At 62.5% G+C, this 22,142-nt stretch carries 26 protein-coding genes and 3 tRNA genes; 15 read left to right on the top strand and 14 right to left on the bottom strand.

Translation table 11 applies throughout. From position 1 onward, the window contains the following. Positions 1-29 precede the first annotated feature (29 nt). Positions 30-755, top strand: a complete 726-nt coding sequence (locus CK226_RS07415) for a TetR/AcrR family transcriptional regulator (RefSeq protein ID WP_245437688.1) — start codon at positions 30-32, stop codon at positions 753-755. Between the two features lie 6 nt (positions 756-761). On the opposite strand, the gene CK226_RS07410 is transcribed toward CK226_RS07415, so the two are convergent. The 5 genes from CK226_RS07410 to CK226_RS07390 form a co-directional block, all read right to left on the bottom strand. Continuing rightward, the gene (locus CK226_RS07410) at positions 762-1,517 is read right to left on the bottom strand and encodes an MBL fold metallo-hydrolase (RefSeq protein WP_095791485.1); all 756 of its coding nucleotides are present in this window, start codon (positions 1,515-1,517) and stop codon (positions 762-764) included. A gap of 1 nt (position 1,518) precedes the next feature. Beyond that, on the bottom strand, positions 1,519-2,583 hold the full coding sequence (locus tag CK226_RS07405) for an ABC transporter ATP-binding protein (RefSeq protein ID WP_095791484.1): 1,065 nt from the start codon (positions 2,581-2,583) through the stop codon (positions 1,519-1,521). Then, a complete protein-coding gene (locus CK226_RS07400) occupies positions 2,580-3,362 on the bottom strand; it encodes an ABC transporter permease (RefSeq protein WP_095791483.1) in 783 nt (260 codons plus the stop codon). The genes CK226_RS07405 and CK226_RS07400 overlap by 4 nt, the downstream gene beginning before the upstream one ends. A gap of 1 nt (position 3,363) precedes the next feature. Further along, positions 3,364-4,164, bottom strand: coding sequence for an ABC transporter permease (locus tag CK226_RS07395; RefSeq protein WP_210202234.1), 801 nt, complete (start codon positions 4,162-4,164; stop codon positions 3,364-3,366). Positions 4,165-4,285: 121 nt separating this feature from the next. Further along, complete coding sequence (locus tag CK226_RS07390; RefSeq protein WP_095791482.1) at positions 4,286-5,377, bottom strand: spermidine/putrescine ABC transporter substrate-binding protein; 1,092 nt, start codon at positions 5,375-5,377, stop codon at positions 4,286-4,288. Positions 5,378-5,468: 91 nt separating this feature from the next. Here CK226_RS07390 and CK226_RS07385 point away from each other — a divergent pair, with 91 nt between their 5' ends. Continuing rightward, complete coding sequence (locus CK226_RS07385) at positions 5,469-6,083, top strand: TetR/AcrR family transcriptional regulator (RefSeq protein WP_095770250.1); 615 nt, start codon at positions 5,469-5,471, stop codon at positions 6,081-6,083. Between the two features lie 112 nt (positions 6,084-6,195). Further along, positions 6,196-6,759, top strand: coding sequence for a DUF2569 family protein (locus CK226_RS07380; RefSeq protein WP_095791481.1), 564 nt, complete (start codon positions 6,196-6,198; stop codon positions 6,757-6,759). 261 nt (positions 6,760-7,020) lie between these two features. Here CK226_RS07380 and CK226_RS07375 read toward each other — a convergent pair whose 3' ends face one another. Beyond that, a complete protein-coding gene (locus tag CK226_RS07375; protein ID WP_095791480.1) occupies positions 7,021-7,917 on the bottom strand; it encodes a LysR family transcriptional regulator in 897 nt (298 codons plus the stop codon). Between the two features lie 103 nt (positions 7,918-8,020). Between CK226_RS07375 and CK226_RS07370 the strand changes: the two genes are divergently transcribed. From CK226_RS07370 to CK226_RS07355, 4 genes are all read left to right on the top strand, one after another. Next, entirely contained in the window at positions 8,021-8,899 is an 879-nt protein-coding gene (locus CK226_RS07370; RefSeq protein ID WP_095791479.1) for an NmrA/HSCARG family protein, read from the top strand. A 34-nt stretch (positions 8,900-8,933) separates the two neighbouring features. Continuing rightward, positions 8,934-9,884, top strand: a complete 951-nt coding sequence (locus tag CK226_RS07365; RefSeq protein ID WP_095791478.1) for an alpha/beta hydrolase — start codon at positions 8,934-8,936, stop codon at positions 9,882-9,884. Position 9,885: 1 nt separating this feature from the next. Continuing rightward, positions 9,886-10,515: an SDR family oxidoreductase gene (locus CK226_RS07360; protein WP_095791477.1), complete on the top strand. Its 630-nt coding sequence runs from the start codon at positions 9,886-9,888 to the stop codon at positions 10,513-10,515. 122 nt (positions 10,516-10,637) lie between these two features. Then, entirely contained in the window at positions 10,638-11,021 is a 384-nt protein-coding gene (locus tag CK226_RS07355) for a hypothetical protein (RefSeq protein WP_095791476.1), read from the top strand. A gap of 65 nt (positions 11,022-11,086) precedes the next feature. Here CK226_RS07355 and CK226_RS07350 read toward each other — a convergent pair whose 3' ends face one another. Then, positions 11,087-11,782: an NADPH-dependent F420 reductase gene (locus CK226_RS07350; protein WP_095791475.1), complete on the bottom strand. Its 696-nt coding sequence runs from the start codon at positions 11,780-11,782 to the stop codon at positions 11,087-11,089. Between the two features lie 113 nt (positions 11,783-11,895). Between CK226_RS07350 and CK226_RS07345 the strand changes: the two genes are divergently transcribed. Further along, positions 11,896-12,822: a LysR family transcriptional regulator gene (locus CK226_RS07345; protein ID WP_095791474.1), complete on the top strand. Its 927-nt coding sequence runs from the start codon at positions 11,896-11,898 to the stop codon at positions 12,820-12,822. A 173-nt stretch (positions 12,823-12,995) separates the two neighbouring features. On the opposite strand, the gene CK226_RS07340 is transcribed toward CK226_RS07345, so the two are convergent. Beyond that, a tRNA-Thr gene (locus tag CK226_RS07340) sits at positions 12,996-13,071 on the bottom strand. Between the two features lie 162 nt (positions 13,072-13,233). Here CK226_RS07340 and CK226_RS07335 point away from each other — a divergent pair. Next, the gene (locus CK226_RS07335; protein WP_095770241.1) at positions 13,234-13,401 is read left to right on the top strand and encodes a hypothetical protein; all 168 of its coding nucleotides are present in this window, start codon (positions 13,234-13,236) and stop codon (positions 13,399-13,401) included. Positions 13,402-13,698: 297 nt separating this feature from the next. Here the strand turns inward: CK226_RS07335 and CK226_RS34780 are convergent, their stop codons facing one another. Then, positions 13,699-14,058 carry a hypothetical protein gene (locus CK226_RS34780; RefSeq protein ID WP_179300994.1) on the bottom strand — a complete coding sequence of 120 codons (360 nt, stop codon included), beginning with the start codon at positions 14,056-14,058 and terminating at the stop codon, positions 13,699-13,701. Positions 14,059-14,076: 18 nt separating this feature from the next. Between CK226_RS34780 and CK226_RS07320 the strand changes: the two genes are divergently transcribed. Next, a complete protein-coding gene (locus tag CK226_RS07320; RefSeq protein ID WP_095770856.1) occupies positions 14,077-14,382 on the top strand; it encodes a BA14K family protein in 306 nt (101 codons plus the stop codon). A 79-nt stretch (positions 14,383-14,461) separates the two neighbouring features. On the opposite strand, the gene CK226_RS07315 is transcribed toward CK226_RS07320, so the two are convergent. Next, positions 14,462-14,878, bottom strand: coding sequence for a hypothetical protein (locus tag CK226_RS07315; RefSeq protein WP_095770239.1), 417 nt, complete (start codon positions 14,876-14,878; stop codon positions 14,462-14,464). 135 nt (positions 14,879-15,013) lie between these two features. Continuing rightward, a complete protein-coding gene (bhcR, locus tag CK226_RS07310; RefSeq protein WP_095770238.1) occupies positions 15,014-15,835 on the bottom strand; it encodes an HTH-type transcriptional regulator BhcR in 822 nt (273 codons plus the stop codon). Positions 15,836-16,047: 212 nt separating this feature from the next. Between bhcR and gcl the strand changes: the two genes are divergently transcribed. The 3 genes from gcl to CK226_RS07295 all read left to right on the top strand — a co-directional run bounded on the left by gcl (position 16,048) and on the right by CK226_RS07295 (position 19,665). After that, positions 16,048-17,829 carry a glyoxylate carboligase gene (gene gcl, locus CK226_RS07305; protein ID WP_095791472.1) on the top strand — a complete coding sequence of 594 codons (1,782 nt, stop codon included), beginning with the start codon at positions 16,048-16,050 and terminating at the stop codon, positions 17,827-17,829. 16 nt (positions 17,830-17,845) lie between these two features. After that, positions 17,846-18,643: a 2-oxo-tetronate isomerase gene (gene otnI / locus CK226_RS07300; RefSeq protein ID WP_095791471.1), complete on the top strand. Its 798-nt coding sequence runs from the start codon at positions 17,846-17,848 to the stop codon at positions 18,641-18,643. Between the two features lie 104 nt (positions 18,644-18,747). Beyond that, a complete protein-coding gene (locus CK226_RS07295; protein WP_095770235.1) occupies positions 18,748-19,665 on the top strand; it encodes a 2-hydroxy-3-oxopropionate reductase in 918 nt (305 codons plus the stop codon). Between the two features lie 167 nt (positions 19,666-19,832). On the opposite strand, the gene CK226_RS07290 is transcribed toward CK226_RS07295, so the two are convergent. Together CK226_RS07290 and CK226_RS07285 are read right to left on the bottom strand one after the other, a co-directional pair. Continuing rightward, positions 19,833-20,246 carry a hypothetical protein gene (locus tag CK226_RS07290; protein ID WP_095791470.1) on the bottom strand — a complete coding sequence of 138 codons (414 nt, stop codon included), beginning with the start codon at positions 20,244-20,246 and terminating at the stop codon, positions 19,833-19,835. 13 nt (positions 20,247-20,259) lie between these two features. Continuing rightward, positions 20,260-21,108 (bottom strand): RNA methyltransferase, encoded by an 849-nt coding sequence (locus CK226_RS07285; RefSeq protein WP_095788246.1) that lies wholly within the window; start codon positions 21,106-21,108, stop codon positions 20,260-20,262. 201 nt (positions 21,109-21,309) lie between these two features. On the opposite strand from CK226_RS07285, the gene CK226_RS07280 reads away from it, so the two are divergent. Both CK226_RS07280 and CK226_RS07275 read left to right on the top strand, forming a co-directional pair. Continuing rightward, a tRNA-Tyr gene (locus tag CK226_RS07280) sits at positions 21,310-21,394 on the top strand. 90 nt (positions 21,395-21,484) lie between these two features. Beyond that, a tRNA-Gly gene (locus tag CK226_RS07275) sits at positions 21,485-21,558 on the top strand. Positions 21,559-21,638: 80 nt separating this feature from the next. On the opposite strand, the gene CK226_RS07270 is transcribed toward CK226_RS07275, so the two are convergent. Beyond that, positions 21,639-22,088 (bottom strand): YidB family protein, encoded by a 450-nt coding sequence (locus tag CK226_RS07270; RefSeq protein ID WP_095770233.1) that lies wholly within the window; start codon positions 22,086-22,088, stop codon positions 21,639-21,641. Between the last annotated feature and the right edge of the window lie 54 nt (positions 22,089-22,142).

Genomic DNA, 22,142 nt, shown 5'->3' with positions numbered 1-22,142 from the left:
GGCAATCTATGTGGCGGGATATCTCCGCCATGGGTCCGAAAGGCCTGACGAAAATGGCGCAACGCAAGGCAACCGCAAAGCCGGAGAAACGCAAGCTCGCGACGACCAAGGGCGCGGCAAACGATGCCGCGCCGCCCAAGGACCGCCGGCGCGAGCGCGGCGAAGCCAGCGTGCAGCGCATCATCGACGCCACCATCGAGCTCATCGCGGAGGAGGGCCTTGCGAGCCTCACCATGCAGCGCATCGCCGAACATGTCGGCTCGTCCAACGCGCTGGTCGTCTTTCATTTTCGCAGCAAGGAAAACCTGTTCCGGGCCGTGCTTCAGTATCTCAGCGACCAGTATGATGCGCTGTGGATCAGCCTGGTGCGGGCGCCCGGCCTGTCGCCGGTCGAAAGGCTGCTGGGCGCCGTCGATTGTGCGCAGCGTTTCGCCCGGCAGCATCCCAAATGGGTGTCGGTCTTTGTCGTGTTCTCAAGCGACCGCAAGAGCATGCAGATCTACAATGAGATCGGCCTGCCGAGCGATCTCGCCTACACCGCCGAAGCGCGCGAACTGCTCATCGAGATTTCGCGCAGCGGCGGCTACACCGGCGTCGACATCGACACCTTGTCGGAGAGCCTGAATTATCTGGTTCACGGCGCATGGTACTGGGATCATCTGAACCCTTCGAGCCGCGACACCAATGTGCTGCGCAAGACCATGCTGCTCCTGTTGCATCAGGCATTTCCGCGGCATTTCGAATTGATGCCGTAGCTGTTCTCAGGGCCGCAGATGGCAGCCGGCTTGGCGTTTCTGCGCCAGATACTCGTCGATCAGCTGGCGGTAGCGCACCTTGCCGAAGCTCGGGAAATGGCCGCCATGCACGACCGAGACGTCGAGCTCGCGCATGGCGAGCAGCGTCGCCATGTAGTCTGGAATATCCGAGTGATAGACGTCGTCGATCAGCGGGCCGTCATAGATGATGTCGCCAGACAGGAGGACGCCGGTCTTCTTCTCGTAGAGCGCGATGCCTCCGGGTGAATGGCCCGGTGTGTGGATCACCTCGAAGGCGCGGTCGCCGAGATCGACGATGTCGCCATGTTCGAGCAGACGATCGGCCGGGGCAGGCTGGATCCGGTAGCGGGACGACTCCCAGCCCTGCGGCAATCCATCGAACATATCGTCGGTCGCATAGCGGTCAGCCACCGTCCATTCGTTGCGTGGATCGGCGAGGATTTTTGCTTCGGCCCGGTGCACGCAGCGGTCGGGAAATTCGTGATGGCAGCCAATATGGTCGAAATGCGTATGGCTGGCGACGCAGGTCAGCTTGCGTTCCGTGACCAGCCGCACATGTGTGCGCAGGCTGAAATGGCCGAGGCCGGTGTCGAACAGAAGGTCACGGTCGCGGCCGCGCACATGCCAGATGTTGCAGCGGAAGAACGGTTTGATCCATGGCTCATGGATCAGCGTGACGCCGTCGGCCATGCGGATGGTCTCGTACCAGTCTGGTGCGTCGATGACCGGAAGAGATCCCATTTCAGTCCGCCAAGACGATGATCTGGTCGGTATCGCACGAAACGGCAACCGTGTCGCCGGATTGGAGGGTGGCGGTCGCCGGCAGCTTGGCGATGAACTGCAGCGAGGGGTCTTCGACGGAGGCGGCAAGCACGCGCTTGAAACTGCCCTGGAAGACGACATCGCTCACTTTCGCCATGCCGAGGCTTGCGGTGCCGGCGGCTCCGCCGAGCATGAGATGCTCCGGCCGGATGGCCAGTGCAACGGCTGAGCCCACGGGCAAGGCGCTGCGCACCAAAACCGGGCCGGCCGGCGTCGAGACGGTGCTTGTCCTGTCCCCGGCTTCCGTGACCTTGCCGGCAAGGATCGTGCTTTCGCCCATGAAGGTCGCCGAAAAACGCGTCGCCGGCCTGGCATAGACGCGCTCGGGCGGCCCTTCGTCCTCGATGCGGCCGTCATTCATCACCACGCAATGGTCGGCCAGCGCCATCGCTTCTTCCTGGTCGTGCGTGACATGGATGAAGGCGGTGCCGACGCGCTTCTGGATCGCCTTCAACTCGTCCTGCATCTGCCGGCGCAATTTCAGATCAAGCGCGCCGAGCGGCTCGTCGAGCAGCAGCACCGCCGGCTCGATGACCAGCGCCCGCGCCAGCGCCACGCGCTGCCGCTGGCCGCCGGAGAGCTGGTGCGGCTTCTTGTCGAAGGCGGAGGCCAGCCCAACCAGCGCCAGCGCCTCGCGCGCCTTTGCGGCCCGCGTCGTGCCGTCGACGCCCTGCATGCGCAGCCCAAAGCCGACATTGCCGCCGACGCTCATATGCGGGAACAGCGCATAGTCCTGGAACACGGTCGTTGTCGGGCGCCTGGCCGGCGGCACCGCGGTGCAATCCTCGCCGCGAATGAACACCTTGCCTTCGCTGGGCATGACGAAGCCGCCCAGAATGGACAACAGCGTCGTCTTGCCCGAGCCCGATGGCCCAAGCAGGATGGTGTAGCTGCCGGGCTCGATCCGCAGCGACACGTTCTTCAGCACGGCCAGCTGCCCGAAACGGTGCGAGACGGCGCGGATGTCGACCAGAGGCGCGGTCATGCTTTTCTCCGGCGCAGCAATGTCAGTTCGAACAGCACGACCAGCACGATGGAAACGGCGAAGACCAGCGAACCGACGGCGTTGGTTTTCGGGTTGAGGCCCGAGCGCAACAGGTTCCAGATTTCCACCGGCAGCGTGGTGTCGAAGCGGGTCAGCAGGAAGGAGATCACGAATTCGTCCCAGGAGAAGGTCATCGACAGGAAGAAGCCGGCGAAGATGGCCGGGGCCATCACCGGCACGGTAATGAGCAGCAGTACCTTCCATTCCGGCGCGCCGAGATCGCGTGCGGCGCGCTCGATGTTGATCTGGTGGTCGCCCATCTGGCTGTAGATGATGGCAAAGCACAGCGGCAGGTTGATCACGACATGGCCGATGCCGGCGGCAAGCAGCGATTTCGGTACGCCGGCCCAGTTGAACAGCACCAAAAGCCCCATGCCGATGATGAGATAGCTGACGGTCAGCGGCAGCGTGATCAGCCCGCGCAGCAGGCCGGAGCCCGGCAGCACGAAGCGTGCGAAACCCCAGGCGCAGAGGAAGCCGAGCGTGACGGCGGTGGCCGAGGAAATCGACGCCACCAGCAGCGAATTGACCAGCGCCGAGGTCAGCCTGACATCCGAGAGCACCGCCTCATACCAGCGCAGCGACGGGCCGGTGAAGGGCGGAATGGGGAAGGACGTCGCCTGCAGCGAGAACAGCACCAGCACCACCACCGGGAGGAAGATGAAGCCGTAGACGGCAAGCGCGTAGACCCAGGAAACGACGCGGACCAGCTGGCGCATCTCAGGCCCGCTCGATCTTCAGCCAGCGCGCGCAGGCGAGGTAGGCGAAGGTGACCACCGCCATCAGGATGATCGACAGCGCCGAGGCCAGCGGAAAGTCGCCGCGCCGGCCGATCTGCATCATCACCAGCTGCGGCATCAAAAGCTCGTTGTTGCCGCCCAGGATCTGCGGCGTGATGTAATCGCCAATGCACAGCACGAAGGTGAGGAAGGCGCCGACCATGATGCCCGGCAAGGTCAGCGGCAGGATGACATGCATGAAGGTGCGCACCGGCCCAGCGCCGAGATCGGCGGCGGCCTTGCGGTAGCTCGGGCTGAGCTGCTTGAGGTTGGCGAAAATGGTCAGCGTCAGCAGCATGACGAAGAAGTGCGCGAAGCCGGTGACGGTGGCCAGCCGCGTGTTGGCGAGCTGCAGCGGCTCGGTGATGAGGCCGGAACCGGTGAGCGCGCGGTTGATGACGCCGTTCTGCGCCAGCACCAGCAGCCAGGAATAGGAACGCACGACATAGGACGTCCAGAATGGCAGCACGGCCAGCATCAGCGCCAGCCGTTGCCAGCGTTCCGGCACCTGTTCGGCGAGGATCCAGGCGAAGGGATAGGCGAGCAGCACCGAAACCACGGTGACGATTGCCGTCACCTCCAGCGAGTTCACCATTGCCTGCCAATAGGAGGGGTTGGTGAAGAACTGGCTGTAGTTGGAAAGCGTGAAACCGCCGCCTTCATGCGCCGTGAGGCTCGAAAACCCCATGGCGATGAAGGGCAGCACGAAGAACAACAGCGTCCAGCCGAGCGCCGGTGTCACCAGCGCCCAGGGCAAGGCGCGGCCCGCCCGGGGCAGGGTACGGCCCGCCCGGGGCAGGGCACGGCCCGCCCGGGGCAGGGCACGTCTGCTGTTCCCGCTTGAACTCACGAGCGGCAACCGATCACTTCGCCTGCAGCATTTCGGTCCACATGTCCTGCATCTTCTTGTCGAGATCGGCGTTCGGCGCCGGATAGGCCTGGGCGCGGGCGAGGAAGCCCGGCTGCTCGTCGAAACGCAGCACCTTCTTCTGATCGTCGGTCAGCGCCGCCTTGGCGTTGGCGGGCATGCCCCAATAGCAGGACGAGGTCGCAAGGCGCGCCTGGCCTTCCGGGCTCATAATGTACTGGATGAATTTGAGCGCCATGTCCTTGTTCTTGGAATCCTTGAACATGGCCAGAGACTGCGACCACAGCACCGCACCCTCCTTGGGGATGGAGAAGTCAAGCGCCGGGTTCTCCTTGGCCAGCCCCGCCGTCACCCATTCGCCGCCGCCGACCAATATGTCGACCTCGCCGGTGGCAAGCGCCGTCTGGCTGGCGGTCACTTCGCCGACCAGCTTGGCGTTGGCCTTCATCTTGAGAAGCTCGTCCTTGAGGGCGGGCAGGTCGGCTTCGGTCAGCTCGGCCGTCTTCTTGCCGATGGCGAGTGCCGCCATGCCGATGACCGGCAGGTAATAGTCGTAGATGGCGACCTTGCCCTTGTATTTGTCGCTTGTCAGCGATGCCATGGACTGCATGTCGGCCGGATCGACCTTGGTCTTGTTGAAGCCGATCGTGTTGTAGCCGAACTTTTCGGTGATGCCGTAGCGCTTGCCGCCGACCACGGTGGAGCCGTCCATTTTCACTTGCGGGAAGAGGTCGGCGAAGGGCAGCTTGTCCTCGGGCAGTGGCTCGAACAGACCCTTTTCGACGCCGCGCGGCACGTCGATCGAGTCGATCACCATCACGTCCCAGTCGCCGGGCTGCGACTGCTCGACGATGGCGAGGCCGGCGCCGGTGCCTTCAAACTCCTTGACGTTGACCTTGACGTTGTTGGCCTCTTCGAAGGGCTGCAGCAGGGCCGGATCGGAATGGTCGCACCAGATCAGGGCGTTGAGATCGGCGGCCTCGGCGAGGCTGCCCGCGCCAAGCAGCAGGGCCGTGGCGGCGCAGGCGGCGTGCAGATGGCGCTTCAAGATGGAAAGCGGATTCCCGGATGCGGATTTGACGGACATCGAGTGTTCTCCCTTGCCTTTGTGGCCTCTTGCAAAAAGTTGAACCAATTCTAAAATTGAGTCAATTCTGTTTTTGTGGCAAGAGGCTGCTATGAGCGGATTGCGGGCAAGGCAAAAGGCAGACCGGCACAGGCGCATCATCGAGGCGGCGGCGGCGCTTTTCCGCGAGGCCGGCTACGAGGGCGCCAAGATCGAGGCGATCGCCGCGCAGGCGGAAGTGTCGATCGGGACGATCTACAATTACTATGAGAACAAGGGCGACATCCTAGGCGCCATCGTCTCGCTGGAGGTCAACGAGGTGCTCAATGCCGGGCGCGGTGTCGTCGCCAGGCCGCCGGCCAATGTCGGCGATGCGCTGGACACGCTGATCGGCATCTATATCGAGCATTCGCTGCACTATCTCAGCAAGGAGATGTGGCGGCAGGCCATGGCGATCTCGACGCAGCTTCCCGACAGCCCGTTCGGCCAGGCCTACACCGCGCTTGACCGCTCGCTCACCGAACAGATCCGCGCGCTGATCGCCCGGCTTCAGGAGATCGGGCTGGCGCGCCAGGACATAGACGGCGCGGCACTCGGCGAACTGATCTTCAACAACATGAACATGATGTTCATCGAATTCGTGAAGCGCGACGAGGCGAAGATCGCGGAACTGCGCGCGGCGGTACGCCGGCAAAACCGGATTCTGGTGGCGGCGATCGGGGTGTGATTGTCAGGAACAGGCAGCAGAATCGATTTTGGGACCAAGTCGCGGCTCAACCCTCTTGAGTCGAATCCGAAATCTGATACAACCCCTGGGTGCATTTTTAGGGGAGGGGTGAATGCAGTTTTCCATCTGGCATTGGGCAATCCTTCTGTTGCTGATCGGCGTCCCCGTCTTCTTTGCGGTTCGATCCGCCATCAAGCCCTCGCAGAATCCGGCGGATCCCGTCGGGTTCGGAGGATGGCTAATGCTTCTCGCGATCGGTCAAGCCTTGTCGCCATTGCGCACGCTTGCCGCAATAGGGTCCTCGAGCGATGGCTACAACCAGCTCATGCTGGTGCCGAACGGACCCATGGTGGTCTATGGCGAGAGTGCCCTGCTGCTGGCGTTTCTGGTGCTGCAACTGGTGGTGGTCGTTGCCATGCTGAGGCGGAGCCCTTGGTTCAAGCAGTTGTTCCTCGCCCAATGGCTTGCAATCCCGGTGGTCTTCATCCTGGACGCAGCCTTGGTTTCCACGGTTTTCGGGGTTCGGGTCGGGCAAGTGGTCACCGGAAACGCGATTGCGACGTCTATAGCCTCGTTTGCCATGGCCGGACTCTGGGTCGCTTACGTCTACAGATCCGTCAGGGTACGCAACACGTTCACCAGGGTCAGGGCATCCGCCCAGGTCGCGAACGCTTAGTAGAAGGCGCGCAATGCTGCGAGAGCGCGTTCAACAAGGCTTGGTGGGGCCGCCTGTCGAAGCGACTATAGCCGACATAAGCGTTGCGCTGCTGGTGCCCCGGACGGGATCGAACCGCCGACCTTCGGTTTACAAACCAAAAGCGCGTTCAGCACAGCCTTTAAGAGGTTATGGACTGTACACCACGACAGTATGGCCGTGCCGGGAAACCGTCTTCATCCTAAAACGGGGAGGCGCCTGGCCGGCGGGACAGGTTCTTGTTCAGGTTGCAGGAACGAAAGTCTTGGTGGGAAATGCCCTCTCCATCACATCCAGGAAAGCGCGAACCTTCGCACCGATAAGCCGTCGCGAACTTTGGAGCGCCCAGATCTCGACAGGCGGACCGGCATCAGTTCCCCAACAAACAAGGCGGCCCGCCTCGATATCGCCTGCGACAAGAAGCTTCGGAAGCAATGCCGCGCCCGCACCAGCCAGAACGGCATCGCGCACCATCAGCAGAGACGAGAAGCGCAGGATTGGCTCGGGCTTCAAAAGGATTTCGTCCTCAAAATCGGATTTGATGCGCCAAACCACGTTCAGCGACGTTGCGCTCAGCAAAACGGCCTTTACCGGACTCGGTCTGCCGCCCGGCACCGGCTGAGGGCGCGGCATGTCCGGCAAGGCAACAATCAGCCGCTCGTCATTGAGAAAACGGCGACCGATGAGCCGTTCATCCGGTGAAGGATCGATCCGGATTACAAGGTCGTAGCCATCCTCGACCGGATCGACCTTGCGATCCTCGGCAACAATCTCAAGCTTGACGTCCGGATAGGCGAGAGCGAAACGAGTGCCGATCATGGGAAGCGCCACATGCGCGAAAACCACGGGAGCGCTTATCCGCAGCCTGCCTCTCGGGGTCGACGCACCCAAGACAATCGCCTCTCCCGCCTCCGCGATTTCCGCCATCAATCCGTCCGTGCGCTCGTAAAGCGCTCGCCCTTCGTCCGTCAGTCGCAGACTTTGGGATCCACGCTCGATCAGCCTCACGCCAAGGCTATGTTCGAGTTCGCTCACATGGCGCGACAATGTCGCCTTGGATCGGCCGGAGATACGACCGGCCCGGCCGAAACCGCCGTGGGCGGCAACGAGATTGAAATCGGCCAAGGCTTCTAGATCCATGACGTGTTCCAATATTGAGACGACCTGTTCCGATCATGCCATCTCCCACTCAAGATTGGAACGTTTATCTTTCCCTCGACACGCACAAACAGGAGTTTTCACAATGGCTATTTTGGTAACCGGAAGCACCGGGACCATCGGGTCCCAAGTCCTGGCTCACCTACAGGGGCGAAACGTCGAGGTCCGCGCGCTGACGCGCTCTCCTGAAACAGCGCAACTGCCCTCGGGCGTGACCGCGGTCCGCGGTGACCTCGCTGATCCGGATTCGATCCGCGCGGCGCTGCAAGGCGTCAGCACTCTGTTCCTGCTCGCCCCGAACGTCGCCGACGAATTGACCCAGGCCATGCTGACCCTGACGGTCGCCCGCGAGGCCGGCGTCAAGGGCATCGTCTATCTCTCGGTCTTCGGCGGCGACGGCTATGCTGACGTGCCGCATTTTGCGGGCAAGTACACGGTCGAACACATGATCGATGCGCTCGACCTGCCCGCGACGATCCTGCGTCCCGCCTACTTCATCCAGAACGATCTTCGCCAGAAGGACGGACTGCTGAAGACCGGCATTTATGGCTCGCCGATCGGCAAGAAAGGCGTCTCGATGGTCGATATCCGCGACATCGGCGAGGCCGCAGCGATCGAGTTGGTCCGCCGTGAACAGTCCGCCACGCCGCTCGGCCGCGAGACCTACGCCCTGGTTGGTCCGGACAGTCTGACCGGCGACGGCATCGCCACCATCTGGAGCGAAGCCCTCGGCCGCGCGATCCGCCATGGCGGCGACGATCTCGTCGTCATGGAGCAGCGTACGAAGACCATGCTGCCGGCCTGGCATGCGCTCGACCTGCGCCTGATGTTCAGCCGGTATCAGACGGAAGGCGCGGTGGCGACCTCTGACGACATCGAGCGCTTGACCAAACTGCTCGGCCACGCCCCCCGCTCCTATGCCGCTTTTGCCAGGGATGCCGCCTCCCAGTGGGCGAAGGGCTGAGCCCGCACTTTACCCCCAACCAAGGAGACCTGCCATGATGACGATCCATCCCCTCTCGCCTGAAGATGCTCCTGCGGTAGCCGCGATGCGACAGGCGGCCTCGGCCCATAAGGGTGAGAAACTCGGTCCCGAGGCGCGACCGATGTTCGACGCCATGTTTGCCGCAACACCCGCTGCGGCGGATGTCCAGGTCGAGGCTGCGACGGTCGGAGGCATTGCCGGCTTCTGGCTTCGGCCGGTGAGTGCACGATCGGGCGCGCACATCCTCTATCTTCATGGTGGTGGCTATGTGCTCGGCTCAGCCGAGGCGCTCACCAACTTCGCGGGTCAGATCGCATCACGTGTCGGCGCCGATACCTTTGTCCCTGACTATCGGCTCGCACCCGAATACCCATTCCCGGCAGCCATCGACGATGCGGTCGCCGTCTATCGCGGTCTCGTTGCGGACGGCGCCGAACGGATCGTGGTTGTAGGTGACTCTGCCGGCGGCGGTTTGACGCTGTCGCTGCTGTCGGTCCTCGCTGCCGACAAAATGAACGGCACGGTGCAACCAGTCGGGGCAGCGGTGATGTCGCCCTGGACTGACCTTGCGCTCACCGGTGACAGCCTCGAGACCAGGGCGGAGGCGGACCCGATCTTCACGGGCGGCGTGCTCCAGGGCTTCGCGGACATGTATCTTCAGGGCCAGGATGCGAAGAACCCGAAGGCATCACCGCTCTATGCTCGGCTGAACGGCCTGCCGCCGATCCGGATCGATGTCGGAGATGACGAATTGCTGCTCGCGGATTCCGTGCGCTACGCCGACCGGGCGAGAGCGGCAGGGGTGGAGGTCACGCTGTCGGTCTGGCAGGGCATGCCACATGTCTTCCAGTCTTCCCTCGGCCACTTTCTCGCGGCCGAGCGCTCGGTGGACGCCATCGTTGACTTCCTCCGCCAGCGGCTCGTCGATACTTCCCCGTCCAACAGCACAGCTTCGGAGGCTTGAAATGAAAATTCTGGTATTGGGCGCCACTGGCGCAACCGGCCGGCTGATCGTCGCTAAGGCCATCGCGGAGGGACACAACGTCGTAGCCCTCGTTCGTTCCAAGGCAAAGGCCAAGGACCTCACCGGTGCCGAGCTCGTCGAAGGCGACGCCCGCGATACCGCCGCGCTAACTCGCGCCATCGCTGGTTGTGACGCCGTCGTCAGTTCATTGGGCACCGCCATGAGCCCGTTCCGGGAGGTGACCTTGCTCTCAACGGCGACGCGCGCGCTGGTCGGCGCTATGGAGCAGCAGAACATCCGTCGGCTGGTGTGCATCACTGGCCTCGGCGCCGGCGACAGCCGCGGCCATGGCGGTTTCTTCTTCGACCGGTTGTTCCTGCCCCTGATGCTGCGGAAGGTCTATGAAGACAAGGATCGGCAGGAAGATGCGATCAGGGGCAGCACGCTCGACTGGACCATCGTCCGGCCGATGGTGCTCAACGACAAGCCTTCGCGCGGTCGCATCAAGGCGTTGATCGATCTGTCAGGCGTACATGGCGGGACGATCGCCCGAGCCGATGTCGCGGATTTCGTTGTTCAGCAACTCACTGCGGATACGTGGCTGCGCAAATCGCCCCTGATCACTTGGTGAAGGTCACAAGGGCGTGCCCCTGACTGGATGGATATCCTTGACGGTCGGCGCATTGAGGCGGCAAGCCTTGCCCCCGAACGATATCCCACTTTCCGAACCCCGAAACTTTATGGAGAATTCCAATGACGCGAATACTATTTGTCGGCCAGAAACCTGAAACAGTTGACTTCTCGGACCCGTCATTGCCGCCCGGCTTTAATGCCGAAAAGATCAACGCCGGGATCGCTTTGGGCGTGGCGAAGATTGAGGAACGGGGGTGGCAGGGCGATACCTGCATGATTACGCCCGATGCCGCCGGATTTGCTGACCTCAAAAGAGCTCTGGGCGATGGTGCGTATGATTGCGTGGTGATTGGAGGCGGCCTCAGGCTGCCGCCTAAGAGCCTACTGTTGTTCGAAACCGTGGTGAACATCATCCACAAGGCGGCGCCGAACGCCGCGATAGCCTTCAACACGAGACCCGAGGACACCGCAGATGCCGCCGCCCGTCAGCTCCCAATGGGTTGACGGGCAGCGCATCGGCTAATCCTTGATGGCCTGTGAGCGGGGCAGATGGTGCCGGACCAAGGCGTCTAAGCCGGCAAGTCGTAGGTGCCGGGGCTGTTGGGCGTGGCGCGCCAGTCGGGCTGACGTTCAGGGTTCGCCTTGGCGAGCGCGCTACGGACGCCCTTGACGTCATAGTCCTTGAGATAGCCCGGCGAGCCCGGCTGCTGACGCCAGGATTCCGCGATAGTGCCGGCGTCCACTGCGTCGAAGCCGATCCCGTCGATCAGCGCCATGGCTTTGGACTTGGCCCGAGCGTCATCACCCGCCACCGCCAGCGCGATGCGGTCCGCGGAGCCCGCCGGCTTGGCGCCCGGTAGGAGATGGGTCGCTTCTATCGTGTTGAACGCTTTGACCACCGGACGCCCAAGGTGCCGCTCGACCCATTCGCTTTCGGTGTTAGCGTCCTCAATTCCGTCCAGATGACCGTCGCGCTGTCGTGGATAGTAGTTGGTCGTGTCGATGACGACGACGTCGGCTGGCGTGGACGCGAACAGTTCGCGGGGCAGACTAGGGATTTTGATTGTAGGAACGGCGACGACCACGACGTCCTGGCCGCGGACAGCCTCTTCGATCGCAGCGGCCCGCGCGCCGGTTTCCGCCGACAGGCCCGCCAGAGACCCTGGTCCGCGCGAATTGGAGATCGTGACCTCGTGCCCTGCGGCCTGGAAGAGATGGGTGAGTGCGCTGCCGATATTGCCAGCGCCAACAATGCCGATTTTCATGTTTATGCCTTTCGAAGGTGTGGGGGATGAGATTGCTTGTGAAGCTATATGACCCCTTGCATTAGATCGATAAATGGCGCCATGAAACCGGCTCTCCCAACCAGGAGTGTGGAATGGATCGTCTCGCCAGCATGGCCGCATTCGTAAAGGCGGCAGAAAGCGGCTCCTTTGCAGCGACGGCATCGGCGCTCGGCATCTCACCGCAGATGGTGGCCAAGCACGTCACCTATCTGGAGGCACGTTTAGGCGCACGCCTGCTCAACCGCACAACCCGAAAGCAAAGCCTGACGGTGATCGGCAAGTCCTACTACGATCGGTGCAAAGTGGCGCTGGCCGAGGTCGACTGGGCGGATGCAATTGCTGATGAGGCCAGGGGTAAACCGCGAGGGCTCTTGCGCGTCAATGCGCCGGTTTCATTCGGAGCTCACTGCGTGACACCTGTGGTCGCACGATATTTGAGCAGCCACCCCAGTGTCGATGTCGACCTGGTTCTCAACGACCGCTTTGTCGACCTTATCGACGACGGGTTTGAGGCGGTGTTCCGGATCGGTCCTCTCGGGGAGTCTAACCTAGGGGCGATAGAGCTCGCACCCTTTCAGACGATTGCCTGCGGGTCGCCTGCATACCTAAAAGAACGAGGGATGCCCTCGATCGTATCGGATCTGGTCAATCATGAATGCCTGCTCTTCGGCAACTGGCCCGAACCAACGTTCAGCGATTGGCTGTTTGTACGGGACGGTCTCATCTCAAAGGCCCTGGTCCACGGCCGTCTCAAGGTCAACAACCCCGCTTCGTTGCTGGAGGCGGCGCTCGCAGGTTTCGGCTTGGCGTTGATCGGAGAAGAGGCGGTGCGCACGCACCTCGCGACCGGGCAGCTCGTCAGAGTGTTGCCGAACTACGAAACGCCTCCGCGTCCCATTCATCTGGTGTTTCACCCTGATCGGCGACAAACGCCGAAGCTGAAGACCTTCATCGAAATGGCGGTGGACCAGCTGGGCCGGAATGGTCAGGACGGCCGCAGACGCCAACAGGGAGAATGACCCAGTTTGGATATTCTGCGGCCAGATATCGGTGCCGAAGATTCGTACGAAAAGGCCGGTCTCCGTTACACAAAATCTTACACAAACGCTCGGTAGCCCGGTCAGTGGCAGAAGGCGGGATTCCAACGGGTGCCAAATTGCGCAGGCAAAAGAACCGCTTACGGCTTGAGAACTGGTGCCCCCGGACGGGATCGAACCGCCGACCTTCGGTTTACAAAACCGCTGCTCTACCAGCTGAGCTACAAGGGCACGGCGCTCCGGTAGCATATTTCGTGCGCCAGTAAAGACAAAACTCCGTTTTCGGTTACCCCGGCGGTGGATGACGCCGCCGCCGGGCCGGCCCATGCTGAAATCCACGAGCGCACTTCCTACATATCATGAAGGTGCAATCGCTTCGGACTGGAGTGTCGCATGATCAGGCTTGTCATCATTCTCCCCCTCGTCGTCATCGCCTGGATGCTGCTGGTCAAGCTCATCAGCGACGTCAGGAAAGCCAATGTCGACTGGACCGGCGTGACCACGATCATCGGATTCATCGCGCTCGCCTTCTGGCTTCGCCACATAACCGGCATGGGATGAGCGTGCGGAGCGACTAGTGAGTAGTGGGTAGTGGGGCCGGGATCCCCGTGATCCTGCCCTCGCTACTCGCTACTCGCTACTCACTACTCGCTACTCACTACTCGCTACTCACTACTCACTACTCACTACTCACTACTCACTACTCATTCCTCACTCCTCACTCTTCCTTCCGCCTCGCCGAAGAAATCTCCTCGATCTTTCGAACCTTTTGACAGGCCGCGCCGACTGATCTCCAGAGGCGAATGGTCGCCTCGGTCAAGGATCCAGGAGATCATCATGTTCAAGCGCATGCTCACTTCAGCTGTCGTAGTCGTTTTTCTTGCCACAGGCGCACTGGCCGCCACCGTTCAGACGTCGTCGGCTCACGGCATGCATCATCACCATCATTACTACTACGACGACGACTACTATGGCGACTACTGGTGGTACCATCACCACCACCATCACCGGCATCATCACCACGGCAGGGTGGTTATCATCCTTTGATACCAAGGCCTGTTGCGTTCGAAGGGCGGCCTCGGCCGCCCTTTTGCATGTTCCGTGGGCCCAAGGGCCGGGACCCGGCAGCATCTGCGCAAAAAAAGTCAAAAAAGCCTCGAACCTTTTCCTGTGCGGCAGCGACAGATGATCAAGAGGCGGATGGATCGCCTCGGTCAACGAAGCAAGGAGATCATCATGTTCAAGCGCACACTCGTTTCCGGCGTCATCGCCACCACCGTCGCAGCCACCACGCTGGTCGGCACCGTTCAGCCTTCGGCGGCTCATTCGCATCACCACGACCTCGGAATCGGCATCGCCGCCGGCGTGGGCGGGTTCGTCCTTGGCAGCCTGCTTGCCCAGCAGCCCCCGCGCACCGTCTATGTCGACGAAGACGGCGGTTCCTGGCATGTGCGTCGCTGCCTCGATCGCTACTCGAGCTACGATCCGGACTCCGACACCTACATCGGCTACGACGGCTACAGCCACTACTGCCGGCTCTGAGAGAGGAGGATCGTCAACAGAGAAAGGGGCTCGCGCGAGGCCCTTTTTCTTTCTCTCATAAATACTTACAGTTGCGTGTTCAGGCGGAATCAGAAATCGGCAATCCGGCCGCGCTGCAGGTGCTGTCGACGAGGCGCCTTGTTTCCGAAGCGCCGCCCATGGCGACAAGCTCGAGGCTGCTTGCCGAATCCGGGTAGATCCTGGCGATGAAGGCTTGGTCGCCGCCAGCGCCGCCGGCCGCAGTCTTGCCGCTGGCGAAGCCGCAGACCACGATCTCCTTGCGGCCGTTCACTGTCCGCTCGCCGGCAAGCGTCCTTCCGAGCCTGACGGAAGCAGGATCCGGCAAGCGCTGTCGAATGCCGGTGATGACGACCTCCTCGAGCGCGAGCGAGAACGGAATGGGATCGACGCGCTGGTCGCCTGCATCGGGTCGAGGTGTCGTCGCAACGCATCCGCAAAGCGAAGCGACAAGCAGAAGCTGAACCGTTTTCCTCATCCGCGCCCTTTCGCATGCATTCGAACGCCACGGCAAGACAGGGTCCATGCCGCCGGCGCTTGCGGTGTCGGCACGGCCATACGGCTCGAATTCTTCGATATTGCGACCAGGAGCGCGCTGCCCGGGGCAGGCTGATCAGCCGGCTTGCGCGCCGCCGATCATCCGGGTCACCTCGGCCGCGGCACTGCGCACCATCGGCCCGATCTCGGCCAGCCGCTCCGGCGTCACCCGCACGGTCGGCCCCGATACGGAAACGCCGCCGATCGGCTCGCCGAACTCGTTGAAGATGGCGGCCGCCACGCAGCGCATGCCGGGGTGCCGCTCTTCGTCGTCGACCGACCAGCCGCGCTGCTTGATGACGGCCAGATCGTGGGCGAGGGCAGGGATCTCCGACAGCGTCTTGTCAGTGAAGCGCTGCAGGCCGGCCTTGCGCAGAATGGTGCCGACGCGCTCCGGCTCGAGATGCGCCAGCACCGCCTTGCCGATGCCGGAGGCGTGAAAGGGGCTGCGCGTGCCCGGGCGGAAGAAGGCGCGGATCGCCTGGTGTGTCTCGACCTGGCTGACGAACACCACGCAATCATCCTCGGCGACGCCGAGATTGGCGGTCTCGCCGGTTCTTTCCATCAGCTCCTGCATGACAATGCGGGCGCGGTCGACCAGCTTGCGGCGGCGCAGGAAGGCGGCGCCCATGCGGTAGGTCTCGACGCCGATCGACCACAACTGGTCTGATGTGTCGAACTCGACCATGCCGTGGTTTTCAAGTGTCGTCAGCATGCGGTAGGCGGTGGAGGCGGCAAGGCCGCTTTGTGCCGATATCTCGCTCAGCGACAGGCCGCTGCCCTCGGCAACAATAGCCAGTATGCGCAAGGCCCGGTCCAGCGACTGCACGGAACTGGTTTCGGCAGGTCCGTTGAAAGCGCGCGGCCGGCCGCGCTGGCGTTTTTCGATGGTTTCCATCGCGCCAGTTTCGCCGATTTCTCCAAACATACAATGAAAAAGTTTTTCACTGCTGTGAGGCCGCAAATTACTGGAAAACGGAAAACCCAATAAAATCAGCAAATAGTCGCCGTTTTTTAGAAATGAAAAAATATTCTGAAAAAATTGAAAAATAACCGGCTTGCTGACATTCTCGGTCATCCAACAATGACAACCAAGTGGAGGGCCGGAAAATGGCCAGGATGCGCGCTGTCGATGCGGCGGTTCTCGTTCTCGAAAAGGAAGGTATCTCCTGCGCCTTCGGCGTGCCGGGCGCGGCGATCAATCCGCTCTATTCGGCACTGAAGGCGAGGGGCAGCATTCGCCATGTCCTTGCCCGCCACGTCGAGGGCGCCTCCCACATGGCGGAAGGCTTCACCCGCGCCAAGGCGGGCAATATCGGGCTCTGCATCGGCACCTCCGGGCCGGCCGGCACCGACATGATCACCGGTCTTTACTCGGCCGCTGCCGATTCCATCCCGATCTTGTGCATCACCGGCCAGGCGCCGCGTGCGCGGCTCAACAAAGAGGATTTCCAGGCCGTCGACATCGCCGCCATCGCCGCACCGGTCGCCAAATGGGCGGTCACCGTCATGGAGCCCTATCTCGTGCCGATGGCGCTGCAGAAGGCGTTTCATCTCATGCGCTCGTCGCGGCCCGGTCCGGTGCTGATCGACCTGCCGGTCGACGTGCAACTGGCCGAGATCGAGTTCGACATCGATGCCTATGAGCCGCTGGCGCCGTTCAAGCCGGCGATGACGCGTGCCCAGGCCGAAAAGGCACTGGCGATGCTCAATGCGGCGGAAAAGCCGCTGATCGTCGCCGGCGGCGGCATCATCAATGCCGACGCATCCGACCTGCTGATTGAATTCGCGGAAATATCAGGCGTGCCGGTCATCCCGACGCTGATGGGCTGGGGCGCGATCCCCGACGACCACCGGCTGATGGCCGGCATGTGCGGGCTGCAGACGTCGCATCGCTACGGCAATGCGACGATGCTGGAAGCCGATTTCGTCTTCGGCATCGGCAATCGCTGGGCCAACCGTCACACCGGTTCTGTGGACGTCTACACCAGGGGCAAGAAATTCATCCATGTCGACATCGAGCCCACGCAGATCGGCCGTGTCTTCGCGCCGGACCTCGGCGTGGTTTCGGATGCGGGTGCGGCGCTGAAGATGCTGCTCGACGTCGCCACCGAGTGGAAGACGGCGGGCAAGCTGCGTGACTGGTCAGGCTGGGCCAAGGAATGCCAGGCCCGCAAGAAGACGATGAAGCGCAAGACGCATTTCGACCAGGTGCCGCTGAAGCCGCAGCGCGTCTATGAGGAGATGAACAAGGCGTTCGGCCGCGACGTCACCTATGTCACCACGATCGGCCTGTCGCAGATCGCCGGCGCGCAGTTCCTGCACGTCTACAAGCCGCGCAACTGGATCAATTGCGGCCAGGCCGGCCCGCTCGGCTGGACGCTGCCGGCAGCCCTTGGCGTGCGCGCCGCCGATCCCGACCGCACCATCGTGGCGCTGTCGGGCGACTATGATTTCCAGTTCATGATCGAGGAACTGGCGGTCGGCGCGCAGCACAAGCTGCCCTACATCCATGTCGTCGTGAACAACGCCTATCTCGGCCTGATCCGCCAGGCGCAACGTGGCTTCTCGATGGATTATGAGGTCAGCCTCGCCTTCGAGAACATCAACCGATCGGGCGATCCCGAGGCCGGCTATGGCGTCGACCATGTCGCCGTTGCCGAAGCGATGGGCTGCAAGGCGGTCCGGGTGCGCAAGCCGGAAGAATTCGCCGGCGCCTTCAAGCAGGCGCAACGGCTGATGAAGGAGCACCGGGTTCCGGTCGTGCTCGAATTTATCCTGGAGCGCGTCACCAACATCTCGATGGGCACCGAGATCGACAAGATCACCGAATTCGAGGAACTTGCCGAACATCAGGAAGACGCGCCGACCGCGATCGTGATGCTCGACTGATAAGAGGACAAAAAGAATGCCGCGTTTTTCCGCCAATCTGTCGATGCTCTTTGGCGAGCACGATTTCCTCGACCGTTTTGACGCAGCCGCCCGCGCCGGCTTCAAGGGCGTCGAATATATTGGTCCTTATGACCATGCGCCGGAGGTGGTGGCCGCCAGGCTGAAGAAGAATGGCCTGACACAGGTGCTGTTCAACCTGCCGGCCGGCGACTGGGGCAAGGGCGAACGCGGCATCGCCGTGCTGCCGGACCGCGTGCCGGAATTCCGCCAGGGCATCGCCAAGGCAATCACCTACGCACAGGCGCTCGGCTGCGTGCAGGTCAATTGCCTGGCCGGCATCACGCCAGCGGGCGTCGACCGCAAGGTGCTCGAGGATGTCTTCGCCGAAAACCTCGCCTTCGCGGCGGAGAAGCTGGAACAGGCCGGCATCCGGCTGCTCATCGAGCCGATCAACACCCGCGACATTCCAGGCTTCTTCCTCAATTACTCCGACCAGGCGCTGGCGCTGATCGACCGCGTCGGCTCGAAAAACCTGTTCCTGCAATACGACATCTATCACATGCAGATCATGGAGGGGGATCTCGCCCGTAAAATCGAGGCCAACCTCGGCCGCATCGCGCATATCCAGCTTGCGGACAATCCCGGCCGTCACGAGCCGGGGACGGGCGAGATCAACTATCCCTTCCTCTACGACCACATCGACCGCATCGGCTATTCCGGCTGGATCGGTGCGGAATACAAGCCGAAGGCTGGCACCGAGGCAGGGCTGGGTTGGTTTCGGGACCTGGCCGGGCAGGGCAGCGCGGCGGCTTAAGAGCCGGCGCTGACGCTGCCAATCTCCCCCCTCGTGGGGGAGATGGCCGGCAGGCCAGAGGGGGGCGCGAAGGAACGCGGCCCAGCAAAAGACGGAGAACCACAATGGAAACCATAGGCTTCATCGGCCTCGGCATCATGGGCGCGCCGATGGCGGGGCATCTGCTCGATGCTGGCTACAAGGTCATCGCCAGCGACCATCGCTCGAAGCCGCCGGCTGATCTCGTCGCCAAGGGCCTGAAAACAGTCTCCGGCCACGCCGCCGTCGCCAAGGCGGCAGAGATCGTCATCACCATGGTGCCTGATACCCCGCAGGTCGCCGACGTGCTGTTCGGCGACAATGGCGTCGCGTCCGGCCTGACCAAAGGCAAGCTGGTCATCGACATGAGCTCGATCTCGCCGATCGAGACCAAGGTGTTCGCCGGCAAGATCAACGAACTCGGCTGCGACTATCTCGACGCGCCGGTTTCGGGCGGCGAGGTCGGCGCCAAAGCAGCGTCGCTCACCATCATGGTCGGCGGCGAGGAAAAGCCCTTCGAGCGCGCTAAACCCGTCTTCGAGAAGATGGGCAAGAACATCACTCTGGTCGGCCCTAACGGCGTCGGCCAGACCACCAAAGTGGCAAATCAGATCGTCGTCGCACTGACCATTGAAGCCGTCGCCGAAGCGCTTGTTTTTGCTTCGAAAGCCGGCGCTGATCCCGCCAAGGTCAGGCAGGCTTTGATGGGCGGATTGGCGGCCTCGCGCATCCTCGAAGTGCATGGCGAGCGCATGGTCAAACGCACCTTCGCGCCGGGCTTTCGCATCGAATTGCACCAGAAGGATCTCAACCTGGCACTGGAGGGCGCCAAGGCGCTCGGCGTGGCGCTGCCCAACACGTCGACCACGCAGCAGCTGTTCAACTCGTGCGCCGCCAATGGCGGCGCAAAGGAGGATCACTCGGCGCTGGTCAGGGCGCTGGAGCGGATGGCCAATTTCGAGGTCGGTGGCGAAGTGACCGAAGTGAAAGGCAAAGCGGCATAGGCCCGGAGAGGGCGGCGCAACGTTCCCAAGCCGCCTCCTCTTGTCCTGTCAGAGAACGGGTTCCTGCGTCTGTCGCCGGAACCCGTTTCTTACCTTTGTGCGCTCAGCCGTGGTTTAGAAAGCCCGTATGGCGCTAAGATTGACCGAGCCACGAATGGCGAGAGTGGTCAGGGAGTTTGCTGACTGCTGTTCAATTTGAACTTGCCGATCTCGGCAGCGATCCGTTCAAGGGCTGGAATAAGCGTGCCGTTCTCGAAAGCTTCGTTGAGAGCCCCGTCAACCCACCTTTCATCCGCTAGGTTGCTGACAACCCGATAGTGAATTTCAGTACCGTCCATGGCAGTCAAGGCTTCGGAGCTGTCCGGCAGCCAAGTCTTCCGACCGGCGTTAACGTCGAGGAATTCTCGAAAGTCGGGGGGATTTTCAAGGCCGTGAACCAGCCGCATTATGTCATCTCTCGCGGTATGATAGCGGTTGTTCGTCTCGTCGTAGAACTCCGATGGAGTGAGTGTTCTCAACGTGCCGACTGTGCTCGCGTAAAGCGCGAGCCATTCATCCGCATCTGAGAATGCTTCAAACATACTTGTAGCTCGTTCAGTCCGCCGAAAGGAATTTTCGCGCGGCATAAAGGCTGATCGCCGCTGCATTCGACACGTTGAGCGAGCGGATGGCGCCGGGCATGTCGAGCCGCGCCAGCGTCGTCACCGTCTCGCGCGTCTTCTGGCGCAGGCCCTTGCCTTCGGCGCCGAGCACCAGCGCGATCCTGTCGCCGGCAAAGCTCGTCTCGAGTTCCGCCGGCCCGTCGGAATCAAGCCCGATGGTCTGGAAGCCGGCCTCGTGCAGTTGCCCGAGCGCGTCGGCCAGGTTCTTCACCTCGATCTGGTCGATGTGTTCCAGCGCGCCGGAGGCGGATTTTGCCAACACGCCGGATTCCTGCGGGCTGTGGCGCGCGGTGGTGATCAGCGCGCCGGCGCCGAAGGCGACCGCCGAGCGCAGGATGGCGCCGACATTGTGCGGATCGGTGACCTGGTCGAGCACCAGCACCAGTCTCGTGTCGCCGAGCGCGTCGAGGCGCTTCGGCTTCAGCGGCTCCGCCTCGATCAGCACACCCTGGTGCACGGCGTCCGACCCGGTGATCTTGTCGATGTCCCTGGGCTCGACCAACTCCGCCTTGAAGGGCAGGACGGCGAGATCTTCTATCTCCAGGCGCTCGGCCGCGTTGCGGGTCACCAGCATTTTTCTGATCCGGCGCCGCGGATTGTCGAGCGCGGCGCGCACCGTGTGCAGGCCATAAAGTCGCACCAGGCCATCGGCGGCGTTTTCGCCGGGCGGCACGGGCTGGCGCGGCCGGAATGCCGGCGCGCCGCCGCTCTTCTCGTCGCGGTGCGCGCGGCGCAGCTTGGCGTAATGGGTGTCTTTGGGGGTATTGGTCTTGTTGCTCATGGCCGGCTTCTATAGCTGTCTCCACCGGCCAAGGATATGGCCCGTCGCCGCAGCCGGCGAACAACATCGAAAAACCTTCCTGCGCGGTTGACACCCACTGGCCTTGCCGCCATAAGGCGCTTCGCTGATTTCGGAGAAGATATCCAACTCGGGCTCCGGGATCGGCAAGAATGCCTCGTTGCATGGCTCCGGCGGCAGACTGGAGAGGTGCCCGAGTGGTTAAAGGGGACGGACTGTAAATCCGTTGGCTTAGCCTACGTTGGTTCGAATCCAACCCTCTCCACCACTGCCGGCCCGGAAGCCCTGAAACGAGAAAAGCATCGGGCCGAAAAGGGCATGGCGCTTTTCGGGTGAATCCGATACTTCAGTGCAAGGCGCGGGTATAGCTCAGTGGTAGAGCAGCAGCCTTCCAAGCTGAATATGCGGGTTCGATTCCCGCTACCCGCTCCAGACCGTCATCCCCGCAATCGGCAAACCTGCACACTGCGCGACAACGCGCGCAGCGCTTCAGGGCATCGGTGTTTGCCACGTCAGCTGTTGAACGCGGAAGCCACCTGGTGCTGTTGCGGCACCTGGCCGTTCGGCGTCAGCTTGTCGACGATGCCGGGCAGGGCCGTCGACAGTTGCTTGAGCAGTTCGCCCTCATCCATTCCGGTGCGCTGCGCGATCTCGCGGATCACCTGCGGCCCAAGTGCCGAGCCGAGATCGTTGGCGTTGATTGACTGGTTCTGCCCGGTGCCGACCCAGGAGTCGGCGACATTGCCGTGGCCAGCGTTCTTGAGCTTGTCGAGCAGGCCGCCCAGTCCGCCGAGCAGGCCGCCGTCACTGGCGGCTGGGTCGGCCGGCACTGGCGTTTGAGGCTGATCCGGCTGTTCGGCACTTCTGCCGCTCAGCATTTTTCCGACCAGCAACGCGCCGAGCGCGATCATCAGCGGTTTGGTGATGTTGCCGCCGGGAACGGCGTTGTCAAAAAGTCCCATAGTGGATCCTCCATCTCGACCAAGCCCGGCCCATCTCAACAATGGCGCATCCGG

The sequence above is a fragment of the Mesorhizobium sp. WSM4311 genome, from assembly GCF_002295115.1.
GTDB lineage: Bacteria > Pseudomonadota > Alphaproteobacteria > Rhizobiales > Rhizobiaceae > Mesorhizobium.
The sequence above is the reverse complement of the archived record's forward strand: the minus strand, read 5'-3'. Positions and strand labels throughout refer to the sequence as shown.

What these genes read in the sequence shown, in the direction of transcription:
- CK226_RS07375 (WP_095791480.1), bottom strand. Translation starts at nt 7,917, where the DNA reads ATGGATCTAGAAGCCTTGGCCGATTTCAATCTCGTTGCCGCCCACGGC.
- otnI (WP_095791471.1), top strand. Translation starts at nt 17,846, where the DNA reads ATGCCGCGTTTTTCCGCCAATCTGTCGATGCTCTTTGGCGAGCACGAT.
- bhcR (WP_095770238.1), bottom strand. Translation starts at nt 15,835, where the DNA reads ATGGAAACCATCGAAAAACGCCAGCGCGGCCGGCCGCGCGCTTTCAAC.
- CK226_RS07380 (WP_095791481.1), top strand. Translation starts at nt 6,196, where the DNA reads ATGCAGTTTTCCATCTGGCATTGGGCAATCCTTCTGTTGCTGATCGGC.
- CK226_RS07345 (WP_095791474.1), top strand. Translation starts at nt 11,896, where the DNA reads ATGGATCGTCTCGCCAGCATGGCCGCATTCGTAAAGGCGGCAGAAAGC.
- CK226_RS07355 (WP_095791476.1), top strand. Translation starts at nt 10,638, where the DNA reads ATGACGCGAATACTATTTGTCGGCCAGAAACCTGAAACAGTTGACTTC.
- CK226_RS07365 (WP_095791478.1), top strand. Translation starts at nt 8,934, where the DNA reads ATGATGACGATCCATCCCCTCTCGCCTGAAGATGCTCCTGCGGTAGCC.
- CK226_RS07390 (WP_095791482.1), bottom strand. Translation starts at nt 5,377, where the DNA reads ATGTCCGTCAAATCCGCATCCGGGAATCCGCTTTCCATCTTGAAGCGC.
- CK226_RS07405 (WP_095791484.1), bottom strand. Translation starts at nt 2,583, where the DNA reads ATGACCGCGCCTCTGGTCGACATCCGCGCCGTCTCGCACCGTTTCGGG.
- CK226_RS07370 (WP_095791479.1), top strand. Translation starts at nt 8,021, where the DNA reads ATGGCTATTTTGGTAACCGGAAGCACCGGGACCATCGGGTCCCAAGTC.
- gcl (WP_095791472.1), top strand. Translation starts at nt 16,048, where the DNA reads ATGGCCAGGATGCGCGCTGTCGATGCGGCGGTTCTCGTTCTCGAAAAG.
- CK226_RS07295 (WP_095770235.1), top strand. Translation starts at nt 18,748, where the DNA reads ATGGAAACCATAGGCTTCATCGGCCTCGGCATCATGGGCGCGCCGATG.
- CK226_RS07315 (WP_095770239.1), bottom strand. Translation starts at nt 14,878, where the DNA reads ATGAGGAAAACGGTTCAGCTTCTGCTTGTCGCTTCGCTTTGCGGATGC.
- CK226_RS07335 (WP_095770241.1), top strand. Translation starts at nt 13,234, where the DNA reads ATGATCAGGCTTGTCATCATTCTCCCCCTCGTCGTCATCGCCTGGATG.
- CK226_RS07385 (WP_095770250.1), top strand. Translation starts at nt 5,469, where the DNA reads ATGAGCGGATTGCGGGCAAGGCAAAAGGCAGACCGGCACAGGCGCATC.
- CK226_RS07400 (WP_095791483.1), bottom strand. Translation starts at nt 3,362, where the DNA reads ATGCGCCAGCTGGTCCGCGTCGTTTCCTGGGTCTACGCGCTTGCCGTC.
- CK226_RS07285 (WP_095788246.1), bottom strand. Translation starts at nt 21,108, where the DNA reads ATGAGCAACAAGACCAATACCCCCAAAGACACCCATTACGCCAAGCTG.
- CK226_RS07360 (WP_095791477.1), top strand. Translation starts at nt 9,886, where the DNA reads ATGAAAATTCTGGTATTGGGCGCCACTGGCGCAACCGGCCGGCTGATC.
- CK226_RS07410 (WP_095791485.1), bottom strand. Translation starts at nt 1,517, where the DNA reads ATGGGATCTCTTCCGGTCATCGACGCACCAGACTGGTACGAGACCATC.
- CK226_RS07415 (WP_245437688.1), top strand. Translation starts at nt 30, where the DNA reads ATGGGTCCGAAAGGCCTGACGAAAATGGCGCAACGCAAGGCAACCGCA.
- CK226_RS07320 (WP_095770856.1), top strand. Translation starts at nt 14,077, where the DNA reads ATGTTCAAGCGCACACTCGTTTCCGGCGTCATCGCCACCACCGTCGCA.
- CK226_RS07350 (WP_095791475.1), bottom strand. Translation starts at nt 11,782, where the DNA reads ATGAAAATCGGCATTGTTGGCGCTGGCAATATCGGCAGCGCACTCACC.
- CK226_RS07270 (WP_095770233.1), bottom strand. Translation starts at nt 22,088, where the DNA reads ATGGGACTTTTTGACAACGCCGTTCCCGGCGGCAACATCACCAAACCG.
- CK226_RS07290 (WP_095791470.1), bottom strand. Translation starts at nt 20,246, where the DNA reads ATGTTTGAAGCATTCTCAGATGCGGATGAATGGCTCGCGCTTTACGCG.